This is a genomic window from Mucilaginibacter calamicampi (assembly GCF_042676765.1).
Lineage (GTDB): Bacteria > Bacteroidota > Bacteroidia > Sphingobacteriales > Sphingobacteriaceae > Mucilaginibacter > Mucilaginibacter calamicampi.
Genome location: NZ_JBHTHU010000005.1, coordinates 352,317 through 375,666 on the forward strand (window position 1 = coordinate 352,317; position 23,350 = coordinate 375,666).

Here is a 23,350-nt window from a genome sequence, read left to right on the forward strand (position 1 = left end):
TTGCGAGCTGCGAAGCAATCGCACGGAGAAAAGTAACCATGCATAGTTCGCGATTGCTTCTTACAAAATTTATTTGAATTCACTTGAAAAGTAAAGTCTTATACTACTATAAAGCCATAATTAACAGCTATGCCATCCTGTTTTTTTCGCAAAGCCGGGTGTTGGGGATATTGCTGTTGGTGGTTTCTTTTTTTAACGCAGCAGCTGGTTTAACCGGGTTGGCAGGCACCTGCATTGCAGTGGCCATGGTAACCATGATGGGTTACGACAGGGTAAGCGCGCAAACGGGCGTATATAGCTTTAACGTGTTGCTTTTAGGCATAGCTTTCGGTACATTTTATCAGTTTAACATTACGTATTGGTTGTGGTTTATTGTGGCCTGTTTGTTAGTTGTTTCAATTACCATTGTGTTAACCGGGCTGCTCGGAAAATACGGTTTGCCGGTATTGTCGCTTCCCTTTATAATAACGTTTTGGATAATACTGGCCGCTGCAAATGGCTCCGGGGCGATGGGCCTGCAGCAAAAGGAAAGTTATATGCTGGTCGAGCTGAATATAGGAGGAGAACCCTTTATTGCCTGGGTTTTGTCTGCCTGGGATGTGGGGTTTTTGCCCAAGTACCCCGACTTGTTTTTTCGCTCGTTAAGTTCCATTTTTTTTCAAAACAGCGTTATCGCGGGTGTGATAATGAGTATAGGGCTTTTTATTCACTCGCGTATAGGTTTTAGTTTATTGGTTGTGGGCTTCGCTGCGGCCTGTATTTTCAACCAGCTTACTGGTTTTTATCCTGATGGTATTAGCCACTATCATTTAGGGGCCAATTTTATAATGATATCATTAGCTATTGGTGGGTTTTTCCTGATCCCCTCTTACCGTTCTTTTCTATGGGCCATTGTTACTATACCCTTAGCATTTTTAATAGTGAACGCCTTTACAAAGCTGTTGGGCGCCTACAACCTGCCGGTATTTTCGCTGCCATTTGCGGTATTAACTATAACCTTATTGTACTTTTTTATGCTGAGGGTAATTCCCGGCAAGCTCAAACTTACGCCTATACAACACTACTCGCCCGAAACCAACCTATATCAATACCTCAATGGACAAGAGCGTTTACACGATCTGAAATATTTGCGGCTAAACTTACCCTTTGTTGGCACCTGGACCGTATCACAAGGATACGATGGCGGAATTACCCATCAGGATGAGTGGAGTAAAGCGCTTGATTTTGTTATTACCGATGAAGATAACAATACCTACAGAGATACAGGTACCCGCCCCGAACACTTTTACTGTTTTAATAAACCGGTTTTGGCTTGTGCCGATGGCGTTGTAGAAGAAGTGGTGAGCCATATTGAGGATAACGCCATCGGTGTGGTAAATACCGGCCAAAACTGGGGGAATACCGTTGTTATTAAACACATTACGGGGATCTATACCAAGGCGTCGCATTTAAAACAACATTCTATAAAAGTAAAAATTGGCGACTATGTAAGACAAGGGGATATGCTGGGCCTTTGCGGCAATTCAGGCCGCTCGCCAGAGCCGCATTTGCATTTTCAGGTGCAGGTTACACCATACATAGGGTCAAAAACTTTAGCGTACCCCTTTGCCTATTATATCAATAGTAAAACCGATTTAAAAGATCTGAAAAGTTTTGAAACCCCTGCAGAAGGTACTCAAGTACACCCTGTTGATCTGAGTACGCAACTAAAACAGGCATTTACATGGCAGCCGGGTTATAATGCCCAACTAACCGGTGCCGATGGAAGAACAGAAAGGGTAGAGGTTTACACCGACGCGTATAATTCTACCCACCTCACCAGTAAAGAGTCAGGTGCTTCTATCTATTTCATCAACAACGGCACTGTTTGTTATTTCACCAGCTTTTATGGCGACGAGCGGTCGCTGCTTTACTATTTCTATCTGGCGGCTTATAAGGTGGTATTTACTGCAGATAGCGACATTACTGCAAATGATGTATATCCGTTGCAGGCTAAAGGCTTCAGTTTGAGCATTTGGCTGCACGATCTGCTGGCGCCATTTTATCAGTTTATGCGGTACAGCTATCAAAGCAAAACCAATTATCAGCAACAACAATTAGTAGTTGCTGCAAAGGGATACAAAGAGGTGTTTAATAAAAAGAAACAGGTTATGGATGCAAACATTTTTATAGCGGATAACGAGATCAGATCTTTTGAGATCAACTTAAACGGAAAAAATACCACAGTAAAATGGCAAACAGAAAATATCTTCTAGCCGCGCTGTTAACAATTTGCTGTTATTTAGCCGGCGCGCAAACTGTAACTTTCAGGCAGGTGGATAGCACATCGCTTGCACAATACAATGCAGGTAACTGGCGGGCTTTAATTGTTGACGGCAACTCGGCTATAAACAGCGGGATAGATTATCCGGTATTGCGCTTGCGTATCGCTTACGCGCAGTTTATGAGCAGCAACTATCATGGCGCATTGGCGCAATATAACCAGGTGTTGAAAAGCGACTCGTACAATCAAACAGCGCATTATTTCAGCTACTTGTGTAATAAATACCTGGATAATAACCCAGCCGCATCCTATCACGCTTCGTTTATAGATACCGCGGTAATAAACCGGGAGCATATTGCATCGTTTGGTCTGCTAATTGCGGGACTGGAAACCGGGGTAAAAATACCATCTAACGCGCAACGCGGCATGGGCAGCTATACCCGTGCCTCATTGGGTAACCGGCTGGGCTGGCGGTTGCAGGCAGATCAATCCCTTGCGTATTATAACCAATCAATTACATCAACAACGCCAACTAACGGAACAACGCCGCAAATAACCCCCACCAACACTACCTTCGCCAATACGCAGTTTGAATATTATGCTAAACTGGGTTACTCAATTAATTGCAGGTTAACGTTGTTGGGCGCATACCATTACCTAAATAACAGCTTTGGCGATGTTAATTTTCAGAACCATGTAGCAATGGCTGGCATCAAATACGCTGCACCGTTTTTTACTTTACAGGGCGATGCGAATGTTAGCAGCATTACAGGTGCCCGCGTAACCCAGTTTAATGTGCAGTTAAGCACTTATCCCTTAGGTAATTTAAATTTTTATACCGCCAGCAGGTTATCTGTACAAACCGGTGATATTAAACAGAATATATTTACGCAATTGCTGGGTTTTAAATTAAGCAAACAATTATGGCTGGAGGCATCGGGCAGCTTTGGTGCCATGAATAATTATTTGGAAGCCGATGCCTTATATGTATACAGCGCCATAGACGTTAGCCAATGGAAAGCCGGTTCCACAGCTTTTTTCGCGCTCGGGCAACATGCCGTGCTTTGCCTTAATTATACTTTTGAACAAAAACTAGATTACTATTTAAATAACAATTACAAACAAAATTCAATTACCGGAGGTCTGATATGGAAGTTTTAAAGAAGATATTTTTTGCAGCTATGCTATTTTATACGTGCTCAGCGGCATATGCGCAAAGTGGTTCCACAGCCCTGCAAAAAGCCTTTAAGAATAGTTATGCTAATGAAACCAAGCAAAACTATCAGGCTGCAATAAATGACATCACACCATATTACGCCGATAACAATTACGAAACTAACTTAAGGCTTGGCTGGCTTTACTATTCAAGTAAGAACTATACTGCTGCAGAAAACTATTATGCAAAGGCAGTTAATTTGAAACCTAATTCCATTGAGGCTAAATTTGGTTATGTAAAACCTTTATCGGTTTTGGAGCGCTGGGATAAGGTTATAGCGCAATACAACGCCATTATCAAATTGGATGCGCAAAATACCCAGGCCAATTATTGGCTGGGCGTTATCAACTATAACCGCAAGCAGTATGAAGCCGCTATTAAATACCTTAGCAAGGTAACCACGCTGTATCCCTTTGACTATGATGGCAACCATATGCTGGGCTGGAGCTACCTGTTTGCAGGCCGCAAAGCCGAAGCGCGGGCCAGTTTTGAAAAAGCATTATTGATAAAACCGGAGGATACCTCAAGTGCCGATGGTTTGAATAAATCAAAGTAGATCCGGGAAACAGAGATAGTCTTTTGAAGCTATTTTAAGCTGTTAATAAACTCCACCAAAGCTGGTACAAGGTCGGGGTGAAGAGGTAGATCGGGCATGGTGTAAGTAGCTGCGTTTTGTTGTTTATCGGCAGAGCCTACCTTTAAAATGTGGCTCATTTGTGGTATCAGTTTTAGCTGCGCTGTGGGAGCGGCGCGCTTTAAAGTTTCGGCATCCTTCACACTTATCTGTATATCATTAGTACCCTGTACAATTAATACCGGTACTTTTAGCATGCTGATGGCCTTTGCCGGGTCATATTTCATCCAGGAGTTAAGGTAGGGTTGTACAGCGGTATTAAAGATAGAGTTAAACGCGGTGCTCATTTTTTGCGTGGTAAAATTGCCTGCTTTTACACTGTCAATAATTAGAACAGCCTTTTCATAATCAGCAGCTGATGCCCCCGCTTTAATTTGTGTTTTTAAAATTAAATCCGCCGGGAAGCCGGGGCCTGATAGCGAGATAAAAGCATCAGCCTTTTCGCCTTCGGCAGCCAGCATGCCTATCAGTGATCCTTCGCTGTGCCCCGCTACAATTACTTTACTAAAGCGCTTATCAGCTTGCAGCGTTTTAATGATAGCGCCGGCATCATCAATCATGTCGTTAAAAGTTATCTCCGCTGCAGGTTTGGTAGTGGTGCTTTGGCCCACTCCGCGTTTATCGTACCTAAAAACGGCTATATTTTTGGCTTTAAGGGCATCACTTAGCAAAAGCAAATAGTTAGGTTTCCCGTTTGCCAGCATAGAGTTTCCGTCCCTATCCGTAGGCCCCGAACCTGCTATTAAAAGCACCACCGGAACCGGTTTTGAAACCTCGGGCAGCGCAAGCGTTCCTTTTAAAACCGCGCGGTGTGTTTTAACGGTTAGTGTACCCGGCGTGTCGCGCTGGTCAGCAGATACAAAAAAACCCATTACATTGTCCGCAATATCAAAATTGATGTACAATACCGGGCCAGATCTTTCAAAGGTAGCTATGTATATTTTGGCCCCTTGATCATAGTTGTAATATTCGCTTTTTACCAGATTACCAAGGCCACCTTTTAATTGCTGAATGGCGATCTTTAGCGCGGGCAACGGTATCTTCTCAATTGCCACGTCGCTAAAAAGGGTATATAAACTGTCGGCGTTAGCAGCGTTATAATAGCTTATAAACTGTGCGGCTTTTTTATCGGTAACGGCGTTTTTTTGAGCGTAAGCCGGGCCCAGCATTAGCAAGGTAATAAGGACTGTTAAAAAGGATCTTATCCGGATGGAATTAATTGGCGTAGTTTGCATGCGATGGTGAATTTACATCATCCGGCGGAAATTACCGGTAACGCAACGCAAATTTTATCGCACAGGTACAGTAATGTTAACTGCAGTGCCCTGGCCGGGCGCAGAAACATAGGTAACGGTTCCTTTTAAGTACTCAATGCGCGTAGCGATATTTTTTAAGCCTATGCCGGCTACTTCGTCTTTAGTAGTAACATCAAACCCAATACCATTGTCTTTCACGGTAGCTACTATCTCGTTTGCTGATCGTACCAGTTTGATATCTAACTCAGTGGCTTTGGCATGTTTAATAACGTTGTTAACAGATTCCTGTATCACGCGGTACAATACAATTTCAACGTTATCTTCCAGTTTGTTTTTAAACCCAACGGCTTCAAAAGTTACCTTTAGCGCTTCTGAATCTATCTTCTCAATAAAGCTTTTTACATCAGATGCTATGCCCGATTTTAAAAGCATATTCGGCATCATCTGGTGCGAAATATGTCGTATTTCCTTACAGCTCTCATCAACCAGGGCAAGCGTTTTTTCAATTAAAAACTGGTCAGCCTCCTGGTCTATCTTTATGCGCCCAAACAAGCCGTTCAAATTTAATTTTACTGTTGAAAATAGCTGTCCTATGCCATCGTGCAAGTCGCTTCCAATGCGTTTTCGTTCGTGCTCCTCGGCTTCTATAACAGCTTTAGTAAGTTGGTCCTGCTGTATCAGTAATTGCTCCTGTAAGCGTGCCTTCTGTTTAAGTTTGTTGCGATTGTACAGCAAAAAAGCGAAAATTCCACTCAATATAAACAAAGATGCAATCACCAAAATAGCCATTCGCTGCTTGTTTATAGCCAACTTATCAATAGTGGCCTGCTGATTTAGCGACTCTATCTGGTGCTCTTTCTTTTCAGTTTCATACTTCACCATCAGTTGGTCCATAGCCTTCAAGTTATCTGTCGCTTCAACCGAATCTTTAAAATTGATAAATTTTATGCTGTAGGCATAGGCCGAGTCTATCTGCTTATTGCGTGAGTAAAACTGTGATATGCTCTCGTATGATTCCGCAATTTGTTTAGTGTTTTTTAGGTTTATGGCCAAGCGGTTAGCCTCTTTTATGTAATAGATGGCTTTTGCTGTCTGTCCGGCCTGCTCAAAAGCCTCGCCTAAATAATTTAGGGTGTAGGCCAGTTCAACCGTTTCGTCCAGCTCCGTCCGCATCTTAATAGATTTTTGCAGATAAGAAATGGCCAGCGAAGGCTGTTTGGCCGCCAGATAAGTTGCGCCCAGATCATTATAAATATAGGCCACGCGCGATGAATCGTTTAAATTTTCTATGGCTTTTAGCGATAGCTGATGATATTTTAAAGCTTCTGCATACCGTTTCTGACGCGTTTTTACTATGCCGATGTTGCCCAGTGTCATAGATTCCTCCAGAGCCATACCTAATTCCCGCCTTATTTTTAGCGCTTTAGTATGATAAGTGATAGCCGGATCGTAGTCTTTTTTACCCACATATAAAAGAGCTATGCTGGTGTAACTATCGGCCATACCTGCCTCATAATCAGCTTTTTCAAAGTATATAATAGACTTTAAAAAGTCTTTGATAGCCAGTTCTAATTGTTGTTTTCTTCTGTAAATACTGCCCCGCATAACAAGGCACGACCCCATCAGCGCGGGGTCCTTGTCAAGCCCTTTTACCAGCAAGGCGTTATTGATAAATATAGCCGACGAATCAAGATCGCCTAAAGACATGGTTATGTTAGACAGATTCAAGCCTGCCCAGGCTTCACCTTTAACAAACTTTGCTTTTTTTGCTTCGGCAAGCGCTTGCAGCGACAATGCTTTAGCCCGGTTGTTATCGTTTCTGGCAACCCTGCCCGCCAGCGTATTCAGGATCTCAATCCGTTTATTAGCGTCCAAGCCGCCTTTTTTAAGCACATTGGCCAAGCTATCTGTAAAACTTGGCTTGTGGTCTGCCACTAAGGTTAAAGGGAAAATAAAAAGTACAAAAAACAGGGTCTTCATTAATTAAGGGGTATAATAGCCGTATAAATATATTGTATATTATATTGTTATCTAACAGGTTGTGTTAAAATACTTCATTTGTAGTAGTGGGTTTGCCATCTACTGAAAAATACTAATATATTTGTAATCAGTCCAACCAGTTATATAACACCGCAACGTGTCACATCTTTAATGAAATGAATAAACCATTAATTGCCTTTTTGTCGATAATGCTTGTTATCGCGTCTGCTTCCGCAAGTGTTGCGCAAACACAAAGAAAACGCCCTGATCCGGTATATATCGATGCTACCGAGAATATGCTGGTGCGTAGTTTTATTGACCTGCCCGTTGGTGGCCGGGTAACACATAGCATAAATGTGGGTAGCCCTACTACCGTGCACTATACCTATGATCTGGATAAAGGAGCCATAGTAGTGGTGTGGCGCGGCGATTTCCTGAATGCATCAAGTATGTGGATTGAGCGTGGCGATGGTTCATCGCGCGTACGGGGTAAGGCAACTTACTTTGGCAAGCCAGCCCTAACGTTAGCTAAGTTGGCTTCAGATCAGGCTCCATGGATTGCTGATACCGCTGGCACGGGCTACAAACCCAAGGGCTATAAACTGGACGATGCCGGCCTGCCAACTTTTATGTACCAGTTAAACGGTGCGCAAGTTAGCGATGCCAGTAAAGTAATGGCTAACGGCGAAGGGATACAGCGCCAGATAAGCGCTAAGGGTGCACCTGCAGGCATGTTCGCGCGCCTGGCAGCCGGTAAGCAAATAATTAAATTAAGCGATGTATTATATTCCGTGGATGATAAAGCGTACCAGATCCGTTTGGATAATGCTGCTGCAAAACCCACAATTCGCATAAATGCCGACGGGCAGGAATTGCTTATACCTTTCCAAAACCAACTAACCTATTCTATCATTTTTTGAGATCACCGTCAATGAAAAATATATTATCTAAAACATACAACGCGCTATTACCTGTATTGGCGGCTACCTGTTTGTTAGCGGCAAACAATAATGCTTTTGCACAGGCAGAATCTCCTAAAGAAGACGATTACTTTAAAATAAAGAACGTTACCGCGCCTGCCGGTAGTATCTTAGAAATTGGTGGCTTATGCACGTTGCCTAACGGCACGCTGGCGGCTACAACACGTCGTGGCGATATTTTTATGATCCAGAATCCGCAATCGCAAAACCCTGTTTTTACAAAATTTGCCTCGGGTTTGCATGAAGTATTGGGTGCCCAGTATGTAGACGGATCACTATACGTTGCGCAGCGTGGTGAGTTAACCAAAATTACAGATACCAATAAAGACGGCAAAGGCGACCTGTTTGAAACCGTATATGCGTGGCCTATAACCGGCAACTACCACGAGTACAGCTTTGGCCCTAAACTGGCACCCGACGGAACTTTTTTTGTAACACTCAATTTGGGTTTCCCCGATGAGTGGTGGCACCCGCAAAGTATGGCACCATGGAGGGGATGGACCTTGAACATTACCAAAGACGGTAAAGTAACCCCATGGGCCGCAGGTATGCGCTCGCCATGCGGAATTAGTATGATTGATGGCGAATTATGGTATACCGATAACCAGGGCGATTGGGTAGGGTCAGGCAGCTTAATGCGGGTACCTAAAGGTGGCTTTATGGGTCACCCAGCCAGCCTGGTTTGGACAAACCAACTTAACTCGCCGCTAAAACTTACTCAGGAGCAGTTTTACGCCATTAACAACCCACGTGTTGAAAGGGATGCCAAGGGGAAACCATTTAAGCCTGAAAATATTGTGAACGAGGTTTACAAAACCAAGTTTGATGAAAAGAAAACCTTCCCGGAGCTGCAAATGCCTGCCGTTTGGTTGCCGCACGCTATTTTGGGTATCTCCAATACAGAAATTGTAAAGATCCCTAAAGGGTCTTTCGGGCCGTTTGAAGGGCAATTGCTAGTGGGGGATCAAGGCCAAAGTATGCTGAGCCGTGTGTTTTTAGAGAAAGTTAACGGAGAATACCAGGGCGCCGCCATAGCATTCAGAAGCGGTTTTCAGTCTGGTGTTATCAGGTTAGCCTGGTTGCAGGATGGTTCATTGGCGGTTGGCGAGAGTAATCGTGGCTGGGGATCAGCTGGTGAAGCTACCATGGGCCTGCAACGTTTGGAATGGAACAACAACACGCCTTTTGAAATGAAAGCGATACGTGCGAAAGCTGATGGATTTGAAATTGAATTTACGCAACCTGTAGACAGAAAATCAGCCGAGGATCTTGCTTCCTATAAAATTGAAGGATTTACATATAAATATCATGGCGTATATGGCAGCCCACCGGTAGCGGTAGAAAATTGCCCTGTGGTAGGCGTTAAACTGTCTGATGATGGTTTAAAAGCGCGTTTAATAGTTAACAATATGCGCAAATCATACATCCACACTATTACTATTGATGGCGTGCGTGAGAAGGAGCATTTTTATAGCCTGGTACACCCAACCGCCTATTATACGTTGAACAATATTCCTACGGGTCCAAAGCTAGCAGTGGCGGGTGTAAGTCGTAAAAACTCATCGTTGGTGGTTGCCAATGGTGTTACTAAACCCGCTGTTACACCAGCAAGCACCGCTAAAAAAGCGGTAGCTGTTAGCAAGACGCCTACTTATGCAGAGGTGCAGCCGCTATTAGCAAAAAACACTTGTTTAGCATGCCATACAGCTGATAAAAAACTGGTAGGGCCTGCTTATGCAGATGTAGCTAAAAAGAATTATACCGTGGCGCAGATCATCGCTTTGATAAAAAACCCGAAGCCTGAGCACTGGCCCGACTATTCAACACCAATGCCACCAATGCCACAGGTAAGCGCTGCTGATGCAACAAAAATTGCCCAGTGGATAATATCGCTGAAGAAATAGTTAAGCTTAACTGATCTAATAAAACGCCCATTATATTTTCTAATGGGCGTTTTTTATTTAAACAATATTTACAGCTAAAATTGATGGACAACGCATAAATTTAAAAAACACATATTAATGTGGGACAGCTTAGCGTATGGTATAAAGCAGAAAGCCTTCAGCTTTACGCTAAAGGCTTTTTGTTTTAATGGTGGAGCCGGAGGGATTCGAACCCTCGTCCAAACATGGTATAAGGTAAGCTTTCTACATGCTTAGTTCTGTTAAATTGTAGGGAAGGGGAAGGTCAGTAACTCACCTATACCTTCTTCCGTAGGTGCTGTTTCTTATTTGCCTTCCGCACCACCGGCAAACCAGTTTCATCTTTCGATGCCCCTGATGCCGGCCCGATGAAACGGAAAACCGGCGGGACAAAAGCTATGCTAATTCTAAATTAGGCAGCTAAGGCGTAGTTATTTTCGCCATTTGTAAGTTTGAACGTTCAGATTAGAGCGCTATTACGTACAACGCGCTGCATGCTTACCTACTTATCTCCATCCTGTCAATTCCGGTCGACCCCATTTTTTAAGTGGGCAGTTTTGAGTTGCCAGTTTGCTTAAAGCGATTACAAATATAAGGGTTTTGGAGCTGAAGCTGAAAGAATAAAGCTAAAAGCACCAGCTTATTTTGAAAACGAATGTCATGCTGAACTTGTTTCAGCACCCCATGCGCTAAAATGCGGGTTACCTATCCGGTGAGATGCTGAAATAAATTCAGCATGACGGTTGGGGTTATTTTACTGCAGCCAGTGTTTCAGTAACCTGCCCGCAGGTCAGCATCGTTTTGCCGTAAAAAGGGTTTTTAATGGCAGCGGTTTCGCTTAGCCAGTTCACCTTTTTCATGGGGCAATATTGCTGATATACCGGCGCGGCGTTTGCCTTAAGCGCCTTGGCCGCAATTATTATATTGTCAGACAGTATTGCGAAATAATCACGCTGACCATCAATATCTTTGGCCTCGCCAATACGGGTTGCGCTGAGTTGAATTCTCTTCCAGGTGGCCAGTTGTTCGGCAGGTATTTTATCGGCAGGCACTGCTTTTATAGCCGTAGCTAGCTCTGCCGTGTGTGTTTTTGTCGCTGCTAAGTTATCAGCTGCCAGATCATTTTTTACGGCGAAATAGGCAGTCAACACACCATTGAAAGATTTATCCTGCGCTTTGGCGGTGCTTACAAACACAACAAACGCCATCAGCAAAAAATATAATTTACCTGGTTTCATAAAATCAAATATTATAAATGCTTTCAGCTTTTAGTCAAGTACTACAAAACGCTTTCGGCCTTAAGTTTTCCGCTTTCCAACACCACTCTGCCCGGATATACCTTTAACGCTTCCGCAAGGCAGGTCATTGCTTTTTGCAGATCGGTGTTATTTAATACATAAGCCAATCTAACCTCATTTAAACCTAAACCCGGTGTGCTGTAAAAGCCCGTAGCGGGTGCCATCATTACCGTTTGGTTTTCATAGGTAAACTCTTCCAGCATCCACTGGCAAAATTTATCAGAGTTGTCAATAGGCAGTTGAGCCATAACATAGAACGCGCCACCCGGATTAGGGCAGTAAACGCCTTCCATTTTGTTTAACGCGGTAACTATTGTATTACGCCTGCTGTTATATTCTGCCTTTACATGCGCAAAATAGTCGTCGGGTGTATCAATTGCGGCTTCACCGGCAATCTGCTCTACCATACCCGGACTCAGCCTTGCCTGTGCAAATTTGATAGCCGTTTGCCAGAATTTTTTATTTTTTGTGATGATGCAACCCAAACGCGCGCCACAAGCGCTGTAACGCTTGCTCACAGTGTCAATAATAACCACATTTTCATCCAAACCTTCCAAATGCATAGGCGATACAAATGGCTGATCGCCATAAACAAATTCGCGGTAGGCCTCATCAGCAAACAGGTACAGATCGTACTTTAAAACCAGCGCCTTTAATGCCTCCATTTCCTCGCGCGAGTACAGATAACCCGTAGGGTTATTAGGGCTGCAAATAAAAATCGCTTTGGTTTTGGGTGTGATATGCTTTTCAAATTCAGCTATCGGAGGCAATGCGAAGCTGTCTTTTATGTAAGATAATATAGGCGTTACCACAATATCGCTCTGGCTGGCAAAACCATTGTAATTGGCATAATAAGGCTCCGGTACCAGCACTTCATCACCCGCGTCAAGGCAGGTCATAAAGGTGATGGATATAGCTTCAGAACCACCGCTGGTTACAATAATATCCTCCGGAGTGATGTTATATCCGTTGCGGTTGTAGTATTTGGTCAGTTGTTTTCTGTAGGATAATGTACCTTCAGACGGGGTGTAGGCCCAAACCTTAAAATCTATATTTTTTATGGCATTGATCATGCCTTCAGGTGTTTCAATGTCTGGCTGACCAATGTTTAGGTGATATACCGTTTTACCGTCGCGCTTAGCTTTATCAGCAAAGGGAGTTAGTTTACGGATAGGGGAAGCAGGCATTCGCTGCCCCTTTTTGGATATATTTGGCATAAGTGCAAAATTAATAAAAAGATAATACTGTAACGGATTTATACATAACAAAAAAACGGCCTCTGTTACCAGGGCCGTTCTCAAATATTTTTTGTGACCCTATCTCCCGGTTAAGAGATCAAGGGTGTGGTACTTAAACTCTTAACGTGTACTTGCCGGTGCCGCCGCTGCTGCCGCAACAACTTCGCCAGATATTACAAGATTTTTTTGTGGCGTTGTGGCGTTTGATGTTACCACAATGGCTTTAGTGAAGCCACCCGCAGCTGCCGCGTTATAAGTAATGGTGATAGCACCTTTGTCGCCTTTTTTAACAGGGGTTTTAGTGTAGTCAGCAATGGTACAACCGCAGGTAGGCTGTACGCTGGTCAATATCAACGGCTCCTCACCAACGTTGGTAAACAAAAACTGAGTGGTAACAGGTTTACCCTGAGGTATTTTACCAAAATCGTGTTTTTCTTCATTAAATTTAAATTCAGCTTTGGCGCTGCCTTGGGCAGCTGCATTAAAAGCGAAGCCTAATACTACAGCGAAAACTAAAACTAATCTTTTCATAATACATGTTTGATTATTACAAATATAAAAGGTTTAACCTAAAATCAAAACTAATGTTTGCACGCTAAGAATAAATAGAAGGTTTAGATATACTCATAGAATTTTATAATTTTACAATTCAAAAAAACAATTTATGCCCGAAGCTGCAATTATAGATCACGATAAATTTGATGTTGCTGAGCTTAGCTTTGCCGACTTTAGATCCATCGTTATAAATGATTACCGTATAGCTTACGAAAGCAGGCAGGCCAGCTTATTAGGCAGGCGCGAGGTGCTAACGGGTAAGGCAAAGTTTGGCATATTTGGCGATGGCAAAGAAATAGCCCAACTGGCTATGGCTAAAGCTTTCCGCAAGGGCGACTGGCGTGCGGGTTACTATCGTGACCAGACATTTATGTTTGCTACCGGGATGACCAATATGAGGGAGTTTTTTGCTCAATTATATGCTCACCCTGATATTGAAAAGGAACCTGCATCGGGCGGCCGCCAAATGAATTGCCATTACGGTACACGCTTTGTTAATACCGATGGCAGTTGGGTTAACCAGGTTGAGGCGATGAACTGCGCGTCTGACATCTCAACCACCGGCGGCTCTATCCCACGGTTACTAGGTTTGGCTTATGCCTCTAAACTATACCGCGATAACCAGGAACTTGCTGATCTTACTAATTTCTCGGTTAACGGCAATGAAGTAGCTTTTGGCACCATAGGCAATGGCGCTACATCTGAAGGTTTGTTTTTTGAGGTGTTAAATGCTGCGGGCATATTACAGGTGCCAATGGCGCTCTCTATTTGGGACGATGCGTATGCTATATCTGTTCCGGCAAGTTTGCAAACGGTAAAAGAAGATATATCCGAAGTGGTAAAGGGGTTCCAACGGGAAACCGGCACCAACGGAGTCGAAATATTTAAAGTGCGTGGTTGGGATTATGTTGCCCTGTGCGAGACTTACGAGATAGCTATAAAACTATGCCGTGAGGAACACGTGCCCGTATTGATCCACGTTACTGAAATGACCCAGCCGCAGGGGCATTCCACTTCAGGATCGCATGAGCGGTATAAATCTGAAGAGCGGTTAGAGTGGGAAGCGGAGCACGATTGTTTGCTGCAAATGCGCAAATGGATGCTGGAAGCCGCGATAGCAACCGAAGAGGAATTAGTGCAGTTGGAAGCCATTGCAAAGAAGACCGTACGCGCGTTTCAACGCGAAGCATGGAACGCATTGGGCGACGAAATAAAAACGGATATAGACCAGGCTGCGCGGTTATTAGATAATTTAGTTAACCACTCTGCCTTTGGCGATGATATACATGTAATTGCGGCAGCCTTGCGGGCATGTGTTGATCCCGGAAGGAAAGAGGCCATATCTGCTGTCAGAAAAGCTTTGCGCTTAACCGCGAAAGAAACTACCGGGCCCAGAACCGCTTTAGTTAACTGGCTAGCAGATGAGAACGCAAAAAATTATAAAAGATTTAACACTAAGCTATTCACGGACACACCGGAGTCGCCGTTAAAAATAGAAGCGGTGCCTGCTGTTTACGAGCCGAACGCCCGTATGCTGGATGGACGCGAAATACTTAACGCCTGCTTTGATGCCAACTTTGAGCGGGATAAGTCTATTGTTGCTTTTGGTGAGGACCTGGGCGCGATAGGTGATGTTAACCAGGGTTTTGCAGGTTTACAGGCCAAGTATGGCGATTTGCGCATATCTGATACAGGGATACGCGAAACTTCAATAATAGGGCAGGGTATGGGTATGGCCATGCGCGGCTTACGCCCCATTGCCGAAATACAATACATGGATTACCTGTTGTATGGCCTTACGGTTATAAGCGATGATCTGGCCAGCCTGAGCTACCGCACGGCGGGCGGACAAAAAGCTCCGCTTATTATCCGTACACGCGGGCACAGGTTAGAGGGTATCTGGCACTCGGGTTCGCCTATGGGTATGATATTAAGTACTATGCGCGGGCTGCATGTATGCGTTCCGAGGGATATGACACAAGCTGCCGGTATGTATAACACCCTTTTGCGTGGCGATGAGCCTGCAATTGTGGTTGAATGCCTTAACGGGTATCGCTTAAAAGAAAAAATACCTGCCAATGTGGGCGATTTTACCGTTCCCTTAGGCAAAGCGGAGTTAATGCGCGAAGGCAACGATATTACCATCGTGTCTTACGGATCAACCTTGCGTGTGGTAATGGAAGCCGCGGACGAACTGCAGGAGTTAGGTATTAACGTTGAGGTTGTTGACCCGCAAACGCTATACCCTTTTGATACCGAGAACCTATGCGGAAGTTCATTGAGCAAAACCAATAAGCTGCTTGTTGTTGACGAAGATCTTCCAGGGGCGGCATCAGCCTATATACTGCAAAAGGTTATTGAGGAGCAAAAAGGTTACTATTTGCTGGATTGCCCGCCACGCACGCTTTGCGCTAAAGACCATCGCCCGCCTTACGGAACGGATGGCGACTATTATACCAAACCATCAGTTGATGATGTGGTAGAAGTGGTTTACAGCATGATGAGCGATAGCGACCCTGTTAGATTTCCGCCGATATATTAGGGGTGTTGCATAGATATGTGCAACACTTTGCAACACTTGCAACAGTATTTTTTGCATGTAGTTGACTGTCAGGTTTTTATAACTATTGTAAGTTTAAACATACAACAGTTTGCAACACACGTATTCGTCTGGAGATTTAGCTGTAATTTGTGTGTAAATTATTCATTATCAGTGTTTTGAAAATGACCATAAAATCTTCTTTTTAATAACTTATCTGCAACAGGCAAAAGCTGAATATTTTATATGACCGAGCAATACAACACCGTAGCCAACGTAATTAAAGATCGCCGTAGCGTAAAGCCATTTATGATGAATGGCCGTAAAATTGCCCATGAGCAGGTGCAAAGTTTACTGGAGCTGGCCGACTGGGCACCAACGCACGGCCTTACCGAGCCATGGCGATTTGTGGTGTACGCTAATTCATCAGATTTTTGCCACCAGCATGCCGAATTATATAAAACGAATACGCCTGCCACTGAGTTTATACAAGGCAGTTATGACAACTTTTACACACAAGGCGATAAAGTATCGCATGTTATAGTTACAATAATGCAACGCGGTAACCTGCCCAAAATCCCTGTTTCTGAGGAGGTAGCAGCTGTTGCAGCCGCCATCCAAAATGTATTATTGGGTGCTACCGCGCTGCATATCGCTTCGTTTTGGAGTACCGGCGGCATGATACTCAAGCCTGCTATGCATTCCTATTTTAACCTGAGAGAAGAAGATCAGATAATGGGGGTTATTTATTTAGGTTATGCTGATGAATATCCAAAGGGGGTGCGCAGAGTGCCTTTAAGCGAAAAGGTGGTTTGGAAGTAAGATACCTCCATTGCTAAATACTACAACGCGTAACGATGCGAGGGCACCAATACCCTAATCTTTAAAACTGCTGAACACGGCATCCGTTTTATCCTGTTTTTGATGGCAGCTTTTATAGCAGTTTAGCGCATGCATTCCTGTTATACGTCCGTCTGTTTTTGAATCACCTTTAAACTCCTCAAACCCCCAGCCTCCTGTTTCTTTAAAGCGTTTACCATCCTTATACATAACATCAATAAATTTTCTTTTTCCTGAGCGCAGATAGTCGGCAATGGTATCTACTTCATGCTTATCAAATACAATGCTCGATCCATCGGGGAATACGCCGGTTTTGTACCCTATAAGGGCTTTGTTGTTAGCGTAAATGTGTTGGTAACCGTCAGCCGGTGCATGCGTAGTTTTATTAAATCCGGTTATAGCGGTCTTAACATGTGTCCAATGCCGGTAATCTTCTGGATAGGGGATCTGAAAATTATCCATACTGAGCCCTACGGTTGTAAATGCTACTGTGGTAAACCCAAAGAGCAATGCTGCTCTTCTTGTAAAAATACTTTTAAGTTTTGATGTTGATGTAATTGGTTTCATTGTACTATAATTTAATGGTTGTTGTTTATTTTAATTAATAAGCTGTTAGATATATCTGAGCCACGATTTTTCCTTATGCCGCTGCTTGTATTTTCCAAACCACTTACAAAGCGGATACATTAGCAGTACCAGCCCGGCCCAAACCAGGTAAACCGCCCACAATTCAATACCGCTTCCGGTTTTGGGCCGGCCAAAGCTGGAGCCAAATACCATATCACCCCATGTAAAGCCCTGCAGAAAGATCATTATAAATACCAAAGGGTGAATGATGTACCAATGCACCAAAAAATAAAATAGCGGGGTTTTGCCGTAAGTGCAAACTATGGTTGTAAACTTGTTATTTACACCTTGAACCAATGCTACCACCAGCAACATTATGCCCAGAAAAAGCAGGCTAAATTGCAGAGAGGGGGGATATTTAGAGACATTTAAAAAAGAAAGGATAGAAAACAGCGCGCTTTTTTGAACAGACCATTTTGCGGGATCGCCATAAATATTAATTAACCTGAGCAGGAAGAACAAGCCAATGGCTATTAAACCCGATCGGAAAAATAAAACCCTTTGCTTTTGCTTCGACAGGGTAAAATAATGCCCCGCGCCAAACCCTGTTAACATAATACCCAGCCACGGAATTGGCGGATACCCCATAAAAAATAGTTTTCCGTTGCCATACGGGAAAGCGCCGGGCGCAAAGAGCGACGCCAGTATTTTTTCTGAAAATGGAGCAGAGATGGCGGGAGTAAACGAGATGAAATTATGGCAAACCAATATACCAACGCCAATTAATCCAATTGTACGGGCAGGAATATTGATAAGTAAGCCTAGTATCAGAAAACTGAAACCTATAGCTGCAATTACCTCGAAAATTAAAAAGCTAAATTTTACATCAAACCACATCCCGAAATTAACCACGGTGAATTCAAGTACAATAAGCCATAAACCCCGTTTAAATAAAAAGGCTCTTGTAGCCTCAACATCATTTTTGCTTTGCATGGATAGAAAGGCAGAGGTGCCCGAGAGGAAAACAAATGTTGGCGCACAGAGATAAGTGATCCACCTGGTGAAAAACAACACCGGCGTAGTAAAGCTTAGATCAGTGGGAGATTGTGTAAGCGATGTAACATGCATCAGATCACGTACATGATCTAAGGCCATTATTATCATCACCAGGCCGCGCATAAAATCAATACTTTGGTTTCTTTTCATTCTTTCAGTTAAATGTGTGTGCTGATCTATCAAACCCAGTTTTCAATATCTTCTACCAGTTTCTGCTTTTTCATTGTCAGCGCGATTAGCAAAGCTATACCACTAAAAGCAAGCGCATCAAAGGCACTGGCCAGCAGATTGCCCCTGTTAGCTGCAAACGGTTTTGAAAGTGTCCCCGGAACGTGTACCATCCAAAGCCACAGGAAGATCTGTAACGATAACAGCAGGGCAATTATCCTGATACGTAGCCCCAGGATGATGGCTAAACCGCCTGCTGTAAGCGTAATACCTGTAAATGTTACCCAAAAAAGGTGTTCGGGCAACCATTTAGGCACTATGCCCACCAAAAAAGTACCGTAAAGAATATGCGAGATACCAAAACTGGTCATGGTAGTTAAAAAGAATAAATTGCCGTATGGTGCCAGCTTTTCTAAAAAGTTTTCCTTTAAAACATAGTCGGTGCCGAATGAATAAGCGACAACAAAAGCACCTCCCGCCAACGCGAGTTCTTTAAGCTGGGCCGTCCAAAGGCCTATATGATATATAGAAATTGGTTGGGATATAAGCTGGTACGGCACCTGCGTGCACAGAAAGAGCGATAAAAACACTCCACCCATAACCAGCGATGCTTTGCGTCCCTTTCCCGGAATAAAAATGAGCACCCCGGTTGCAATGAGGTAAATACCGAAAATATAAGATAACACATTTAAAAGCGGTAGGTGCTGCTGATAGGGCGAGAAAAATACATCGCGGAAAGTGCCGAAGTAAAGTTGTTGTAACCCGTATACCATCAAGGCTAACGCGTAAAAGGTTCTGCCGGCAATTATTAATTTTTTCATTATGATAATTTCTTAAGTGTCTGGCTCAAATATAGATGCAGCAATGCCCGGGAGTTTATTTCTTCTGCACACAACCCAGGTAATCGATATATGGCGTTTACAGAAAAAAAACGTAGTTGGTCGAAATACACGGCGTCGCGCTTTTCCGCAAGGTATATTGCGGCTTAAAAACTGTTATCTTGGCTTAAAAAACAACCAATGAAGTTTAGTAATGATGCGATTTTTAACGTTGTTTTCTGGCTATTATATTTTTTATACCAGTGGATGGGCCTTGCGTCGTTGTATGGCGATTATGGCGCTTATTTTATAAATGCCTGCCTTGCGCTTCCGGTGTCTTTGCTGTTTTCCATTATTACTATCCACGTGTTTTTCCGCAAGTTTTATCAACGCGGGCGCAGGCTTGCTTTTTGGATGTGCGTTATAACAACCTCTGTATTGCTATTGCTGATCAGAAGGTATTTTAATTATTACATCATGTATCCCCGGTATTTTCCCATAGGGCTTCATATGGGTTTGTTCTCGTTCGGTAAGTTATTGGTTGAGTTTGCAAACCTGTATGCTATAAGCGGGTTATACGCGCTGTATTATTTTATAAGGTATTGGTATCAGGAAAAACACAGAGTGCAGGAGTTGCTGCAGCAAAAAACACTGAGCGAACTGGAACTGCTTAAAATGCAGGTGCAGCCTCATTTTGTGTTTAACACCTTAAATAATATTTACGGCACAGCTTTAAAAACAAGTGCGGAAACAGCCCAACTGATAGCTCACCTATCAGGCTTTCTATCCTATAATCTGTATGATGCAAGGGAAAGAACCGTCAAGCTTACTGATGAATTAGCCTATATTAAAAATTATATTGAGCTTCAGAAAAACAGGTACGGCAGCCGGTTAGATGTTGCTGTAAATGTTTTTGATGATGTTAGCGATATTAGTTTGGCTCCCTTGCTATTACTTCCGCTTATTGAAAATTGTTTTAAGCATGGTGTTGCCGGTTCGGTAGAAAAAAGTTGGGTGAGGGTGGATGTGTCCAGACAAACAGAATTATTTTCTGTCACCATAGAAAATAGTTGCGATAACATGATGAAACAGAACGAAGGTAACGGGGGCATTGGCCTTGCGAACGTAAAAAAAAGGCTTGAATTGCTCTATCCGGACAGGCATGAACTGAAGACCATTGAAGGTGAAAATTCATACCTTGTTATATTAAAAATTAACATGGAAAGTAAATGATAAGGTGTTTGATAGTTGACGATGAAGAGCCGGCGAGGGAGTTGATCAAACTGCATCTTGCTGGTTTGCCCGATTTTGAGGTGGCTGCTTGCTTAGACAACGCGCTGGAGGCTTTTACTTTTCTACAAAAATATTCGGTTGACCTGGTTTTTCTTGATATCAGCATGCCCAAAATTTCGGGCCTGGAATTATTAAGATCATTAAACATAAAACCCAAAGTTATTTTAACCACAGCTTACCGGGAATATGCGGCGGAAGCATTTGAAATGGAAGTTTTTGATTACCTGGTTAAGCCAATAACCAGGGAACGTTTTATGAAGGCGATAGCCAAGTTTATTGATTATCGCGACAGTCAGGTTAATAAAGGCGCTCCTATAAGCGATGACGGCGCTTATATGTTTTTTAAAGTGGGCAGAGAGCAGGTCAAGATTTTTTTAAAGGACATAATTTTTATTGAGGGCCTTGCGGATTATATAAAAGTACACACAAAGGACAGGTCCTATATCGCTTCGGAGAAATTGGGTTATATGGAGCAAAAGCTTCCTTTAAACGCTTTTGTACGCATCCATAAATCTTTTATTGTGGCGCTTGATAAAATTACGAGTTATACTGCCGAACAAGTTATACTTGATAATAAGGCATTGCCTTTGGGAAGACTTTTTAAAGCCGGATTTTTAAAATCTATCCAAACCAAAACTTCACTTAGCCTGCCTTCGCCAACCGACAGAAACCTATCAAAATAGATTATTCTGGGCTGTTATGCCTGTTAGTTTTTGTTGGTAATCCCGTATCAATTGAATAATAACCGGCCCGTATTGCGTAGTTTTTAATGGTCCAATACCTTTAATGGCACTCAGGGCCTTAAGCGTGACAGGTAATTTTTCGGCTACGGTTGCAGCCGTTTTTTCGGTTAATATCATATTGGGCATTATGTTCTCCTTTTTCGCCTGTCTTTCGCGCCAGAGCATTATATCATCAAATAGCTCCTGGTTAGGCTTTGCGTCCAACAGTTTAATGTATGATATATCGGGCTTTACTTTGCCCCTGGCTTTCAGGTCAAGGTAATCCTGGTTATTAAACTCAGCTACCGTAAAATGTTTCATCATTGCAGCGCGCGTCATCAGCCAGCTGATCAGCTTGTCGGCTTTGCCGGCAAGTTCTTTGGATGTGCCCACTAATAATGGCAGTTGCAAATGCAGGCTTTCTATTGTACGCGTCAGTTTCTCCAAAAAGTAAGCGGAAGCATCTTTGCTGCGTTCGGGTTTTAGCTGCCGAATGAATTTTTCTGATACCTGCAGCAAGTCTTTTTCAATGCCGGGTGCCAGGCTTTCAAATCCTTTTACCTTATTTTCCAGAGGCTTCAAATCAAAAAGTTCGCTCAGCAAAAAAAGCCGGTAATTATCTTGGGCAGTCAACAAACTTGCAGCGTCCGGCTCAGTTTGGCCGGCCTGCTCGTTAAAAAGGCTTACCGCCGGGTCGCCGATGATATTATCAGCAGTAACCGGGTTGCGCAATATCAGGCCCGATAAAGTACGGCAGCGGCTCAGGGCTACATAAGCCTGCCCATGTGTAAAAGCCTCGCTCACATCTACAATGGCGCGGTCAAAACTTAATCCCTGACTTTTATGAATAGTGATGGCCCAAGCCAGTTTTAATGGAATTTGGGCAAAACTACCCGCATTGGTTTCGCTTATCTCCTCATCTTTTAAAGCATATTTCACGTTGGTCCATTCCACGGCTTGTACCATGATCTCTTCACTTTCGCCACAGCGAACATGTACCGTGTCTGTATCCAAACGTTCTACGGTGCCAATTTTACCGTTATAATATTTCTTTTCTGCCGAGCCATCATTCTTCACAAACATAACCTGCGCGCCAATCTTTAATTTTAGCCCGGTTTCTGTGGGATAAGCATCTTTTGGAAATTCTCCGCGTATGGTTGCCTTAAATTCTTGTTCCGTTCCCGGCAGCGCAGCTAAAAACTCGCTATTAACTTGCTGTACAATGCTGTTGTGCGTGGTGAGTGTAATATAAGGTTCGTCTGTTGCCGGAATAAAATCAGGTATGAATCTTTCGTTTAGCAAGGTTAAATTTTCGGTGCTTAACCGCTGGTCGCGCACCTCATTTAAAATGTCTACAAAGGTTTGTTCTTTTTGCCTGAATACTACGTTGAGTTCAATGCGTACAAAAGGCGTTTTTTTTAATATCAGGCTGCTAAAAAAGTAAGGCGTGTTATAATAACGGCTCAGCATAACCCATTCCTCATCGCGGATAATAGGACTTAGTTGAGAAAGATCACCTATCAGCAACAGCTGCACACCACCAAATGGGTAATTGTTTGTTTTAACGGTACGCAACACCAGGTCTATCTGGTCAAGCACATCCGGGCGCACCATACTTACCTCATCAATCACCAATAATTCCAGGTTGGCCAGTAGCTCCAGTTTTTCTTCGCTGTAACTGCGTGCCGCCTGCGCAGAACCACCGGGAATAAGCGGCCCAAAGGGTAATTGAAAAAAGGAATGGATGGTCATGCCGCCGGCGTTAATAGCTGCCACCCCGGTAGGAGCAACAATCACCGTTTTTTTGCGGGTATATTGGCGGATATGCTGTAAGAGTGTAGTTTTACCCGTACCTGCTTTACCCGTAAGGAAAACCACTGTGTTGGTGGTTTCCACATAATCCATCACCAATTGCATTTGCGGGGTAAGTGTATTCATAGCCGTGGGGCTAAAATACTGCTTTGTGCTAAATAAATTAGTATGGTCGGTGCAGTTTAATTGATCT

The 23,350-nt window shown here is 43.4% G+C and carries 18 protein-coding genes and 1 other RNA gene; 9 read left to right on the top strand and 10 right to left on the bottom strand.

All coding sequences use genetic code 11. The annotated features are described in order from the left end of the window. Positions 1-83 precede the first annotated feature (83 nt). The 3 genes from ACFQZS_RS07255 to ACFQZS_RS07265 are packed head-to-tail and all read left to right on the top strand — an operon-like array spanning position 84 to position 4,035. Positions 84-2,255, top strand: a complete 2,172-nt coding sequence (locus ACFQZS_RS07255) for an urea transporter (RefSeq protein ID WP_377098730.1) — start codon at positions 84-86, stop codon at positions 2,253-2,255. Beyond that, the gene (locus ACFQZS_RS07260) at positions 2,231-3,424 is read left to right on the top strand and encodes a hypothetical protein (protein ID WP_377098732.1); all 1,194 of its coding nucleotides are present in this window, start codon (positions 2,231-2,233) and stop codon (positions 3,422-3,424) included. Before ACFQZS_RS07255 ends, ACFQZS_RS07260 begins: the two co-directional genes overlap by 25 nt. Then, positions 3,412-4,035 carry a tetratricopeptide repeat protein gene (locus tag ACFQZS_RS07265; RefSeq protein WP_377098734.1) on the top strand — a complete coding sequence of 208 codons (624 nt, stop codon included), beginning with the start codon at positions 3,412-3,414 and terminating at the stop codon, positions 4,033-4,035. The genes ACFQZS_RS07260 and ACFQZS_RS07265 overlap by 13 nt, the downstream gene beginning before the upstream one ends. Positions 4,036-4,064: 29 nt before the next feature. Here ACFQZS_RS07265 and ACFQZS_RS07270 read toward each other — a convergent pair whose 3' ends face one another. Next, entirely contained in the window at positions 4,065-5,348 is a 1,284-nt protein-coding gene (locus ACFQZS_RS07270) for an alpha/beta fold hydrolase (RefSeq protein WP_377098736.1), read from the bottom strand. Between the two features lie 54 nt (positions 5,349-5,402). Further along, the gene (locus ACFQZS_RS07275; RefSeq protein ID WP_377098737.1) at positions 5,403-7,349 is read right to left on the bottom strand and encodes a tetratricopeptide repeat-containing sensor histidine kinase; all 1,947 of its coding nucleotides are present in this window, start codon (positions 7,347-7,349) and stop codon (positions 5,403-5,405) included. Between the two features lie 176 nt (positions 7,350-7,525). Here ACFQZS_RS07275 and ACFQZS_RS07280 point away from each other — a divergent pair, with 176 nt between their 5' ends. Beyond that, positions 7,526-8,269, top strand: coding sequence for a hypothetical protein (locus ACFQZS_RS07280; protein WP_377098739.1), 744 nt, complete (start codon positions 7,526-7,528; stop codon positions 8,267-8,269). Positions 8,270-8,280: 11 nt separating this feature from the next. Further along, complete coding sequence (locus tag ACFQZS_RS07285) at positions 8,281-10,233, top strand: c-type cytochrome (RefSeq protein WP_377098741.1); 1,953 nt, start codon at positions 8,281-8,283, stop codon at positions 10,231-10,233. Positions 10,234-10,421: 188 nt separating this feature from the next. On the opposite strand, the gene ssrA is transcribed toward ACFQZS_RS07285, so the two are convergent. From ssrA to ACFQZS_RS07305, 4 genes are all read right to left on the bottom strand, one after another. Beyond that, positions 10,422-10,789: a transfer-messenger RNA gene (gene ssrA / locus ACFQZS_RS07290) on the bottom strand. Between the two features lie 211 nt (positions 10,790-11,000). Further along, complete coding sequence (locus ACFQZS_RS07295) at positions 11,001-11,489, bottom strand: DUF3347 domain-containing protein (protein ID WP_377098743.1); 489 nt, start codon at positions 11,487-11,489, stop codon at positions 11,001-11,003. A gap of 41 nt (positions 11,490-11,530) precedes the next feature. Then, a complete protein-coding gene (locus tag ACFQZS_RS07300; protein ID WP_377098745.1) occupies positions 11,531-12,766 on the bottom strand; it encodes a pyridoxal phosphate-dependent aminotransferase in 1,236 nt (411 codons plus the stop codon). Positions 12,767-12,907: 141 nt separating this feature from the next. Continuing rightward, positions 12,908-13,318 carry a DUF1573 domain-containing protein gene (locus ACFQZS_RS07305; protein ID WP_377098747.1) on the bottom strand — a complete coding sequence of 137 codons (411 nt, stop codon included), beginning with the start codon at positions 13,316-13,318 and terminating at the stop codon, positions 12,908-12,910. Positions 13,319-13,451: 133 nt separating this feature from the next. On the opposite strand from ACFQZS_RS07305, the gene ACFQZS_RS07310 reads away from it, so the two are divergent. Both ACFQZS_RS07310 and ACFQZS_RS07315 read left to right on the top strand, forming a co-directional pair. After that, entirely contained in the window at positions 13,452-15,884 is a 2,433-nt protein-coding gene (locus tag ACFQZS_RS07310; RefSeq protein ID WP_377098749.1) for an alpha-ketoacid dehydrogenase subunit alpha/beta, read from the top strand. 243 nt (positions 15,885-16,127) lie between these two features. Next, complete coding sequence (locus ACFQZS_RS07315) at positions 16,128-16,703, top strand: nitroreductase family protein (RefSeq protein ID WP_377098751.1); 576 nt, start codon at positions 16,128-16,130, stop codon at positions 16,701-16,703. A 54-nt stretch (positions 16,704-16,757) separates the two neighbouring features. Here the strand turns inward: ACFQZS_RS07315 and ACFQZS_RS07320 are convergent, their stop codons facing one another. The 3 genes from ACFQZS_RS07320 to ACFQZS_RS07330 are packed head-to-tail and all read right to left on the bottom strand — an operon-like array spanning position 16,758 to position 19,333. Further along, positions 16,758-17,288: a cytochrome P460 family protein gene (locus ACFQZS_RS07320; RefSeq protein ID WP_377098753.1), complete on the bottom strand. Its 531-nt coding sequence runs from the start codon at positions 17,286-17,288 to the stop codon at positions 16,758-16,760. A gap of 45 nt (positions 17,289-17,333) precedes the next feature. Further along, complete coding sequence (locus tag ACFQZS_RS07325; protein ID WP_377098755.1) at positions 17,334-18,494, bottom strand: DUF1624 domain-containing protein; 1,161 nt, start codon at positions 18,492-18,494, stop codon at positions 17,334-17,336. A gap of 29 nt (positions 18,495-18,523) precedes the next feature. Then, positions 18,524-19,333 (bottom strand): hypothetical protein, encoded by an 810-nt coding sequence (locus tag ACFQZS_RS07330; RefSeq protein WP_377098756.1) that lies wholly within the window; start codon positions 19,331-19,333, stop codon positions 18,524-18,526. Between the two features lie 198 nt (positions 19,334-19,531). Here ACFQZS_RS07330 and ACFQZS_RS07335 point away from each other — a divergent pair, with 198 nt between their 5' ends. Together ACFQZS_RS07335 and ACFQZS_RS07340 are read left to right on the top strand one after the other, a co-directional pair. Beyond that, positions 19,532-20,563 carry a sensor histidine kinase gene (locus ACFQZS_RS07335; RefSeq protein WP_377098758.1) on the top strand — a complete coding sequence of 344 codons (1,032 nt, stop codon included), beginning with the start codon at positions 19,532-19,534 and terminating at the stop codon, positions 20,561-20,563. After that, complete coding sequence (locus tag ACFQZS_RS07340; RefSeq protein WP_377098760.1) at positions 20,560-21,306, top strand: LytR/AlgR family response regulator transcription factor; 747 nt, start codon at positions 20,560-20,562, stop codon at positions 21,304-21,306. The genes ACFQZS_RS07335 and ACFQZS_RS07340 overlap by 4 nt, the downstream gene beginning before the upstream one ends. Here ACFQZS_RS07340 and ACFQZS_RS07345 read toward each other — a convergent pair. Further along, a complete protein-coding gene (locus tag ACFQZS_RS07345; RefSeq protein ID WP_377098762.1) occupies positions 21,298-23,283 on the bottom strand; it encodes an HRDC domain-containing protein in 1,986 nt (661 codons plus the stop codon). The two genes, ACFQZS_RS07340 and ACFQZS_RS07345, sit on opposite strands and share 9 nt — an antisense overlap. Positions 23,284-23,350 lie beyond the last annotated feature (67 nt).

Coding starts and splice junctions, on each gene's coding strand:
- ACFQZS_RS07320 (WP_377098753.1), bottom strand. CDS start 17,288: ATGAAACCAATTACATCAACATCAAAACTTAAAAGTATTTTTACAAGA.
- ACFQZS_RS07340 (WP_377098760.1), top strand. CDS start 20,560: ATGATAAGGTGTTTGATAGTTGACGATGAAGAGCCGGCGAGGGAGTTG.
- ACFQZS_RS07345 (WP_377098762.1), bottom strand. CDS start 23,283: ATGAATACACTTACCCCGCAAATGCAATTGGTGATGGATTATGTGGAA.
- ACFQZS_RS07330 (WP_377098756.1), bottom strand. CDS start 19,333: ATGAAAAAATTAATAATTGCCGGCAGAACCTTTTACGCGTTAGCCTTG.
- ACFQZS_RS07285 (WP_377098741.1), top strand. CDS start 8,281: ATGAAAAATATATTATCTAAAACATACAACGCGCTATTACCTGTATTG.
- ACFQZS_RS07335 (WP_377098758.1), top strand. CDS start 19,532: ATGAAGTTTAGTAATGATGCGATTTTTAACGTTGTTTTCTGGCTATTA.
- ACFQZS_RS07325 (WP_377098755.1), bottom strand. CDS start 18,494: ATGAAAAGAAACCAAAGTATTGATTTTATGCGCGGCCTGGTGATGATA.
- ACFQZS_RS07300 (WP_377098745.1), bottom strand. CDS start 12,766: ATGCCAAATATATCCAAAAAGGGGCAGCGAATGCCTGCTTCCCCTATC.
- ACFQZS_RS07295 (WP_377098743.1), bottom strand. CDS start 11,489: ATGAAACCAGGTAAATTATATTTTTTGCTGATGGCGTTTGTTGTGTTT.
- ACFQZS_RS07305 (WP_377098747.1), bottom strand. CDS start 13,318: ATGAAAAGATTAGTTTTAGTTTTCGCTGTAGTATTAGGCTTCGCTTTT.
- ACFQZS_RS07265 (WP_377098734.1), top strand. CDS start 3,412: ATGGAAGTTTTAAAGAAGATATTTTTTGCAGCTATGCTATTTTATACG.
- ACFQZS_RS07315 (WP_377098751.1), top strand. CDS start 16,128: ATGACCGAGCAATACAACACCGTAGCCAACGTAATTAAAGATCGCCGT.
- ACFQZS_RS07310 (WP_377098749.1), top strand. CDS start 13,452: ATGCCCGAAGCTGCAATTATAGATCACGATAAATTTGATGTTGCTGAG.
- ACFQZS_RS07275 (WP_377098737.1), bottom strand. CDS start 7,349: ATGAAGACCCTGTTTTTTGTACTTTTTATTTTCCCTTTAACCTTAGTG.
- ACFQZS_RS07280 (WP_377098739.1), top strand. CDS start 7,526: ATGAATAAACCATTAATTGCCTTTTTGTCGATAATGCTTGTTATCGCG.
- ACFQZS_RS07270 (WP_377098736.1), bottom strand. CDS start 5,348: ATGCAAACTACGCCAATTAATTCCATCCGGATAAGATCCTTTTTAACA.
- ACFQZS_RS07260 (WP_377098732.1), top strand. CDS start 2,231: ATGGCAAACAGAAAATATCTTCTAGCCGCGCTGTTAACAATTTGCTGT.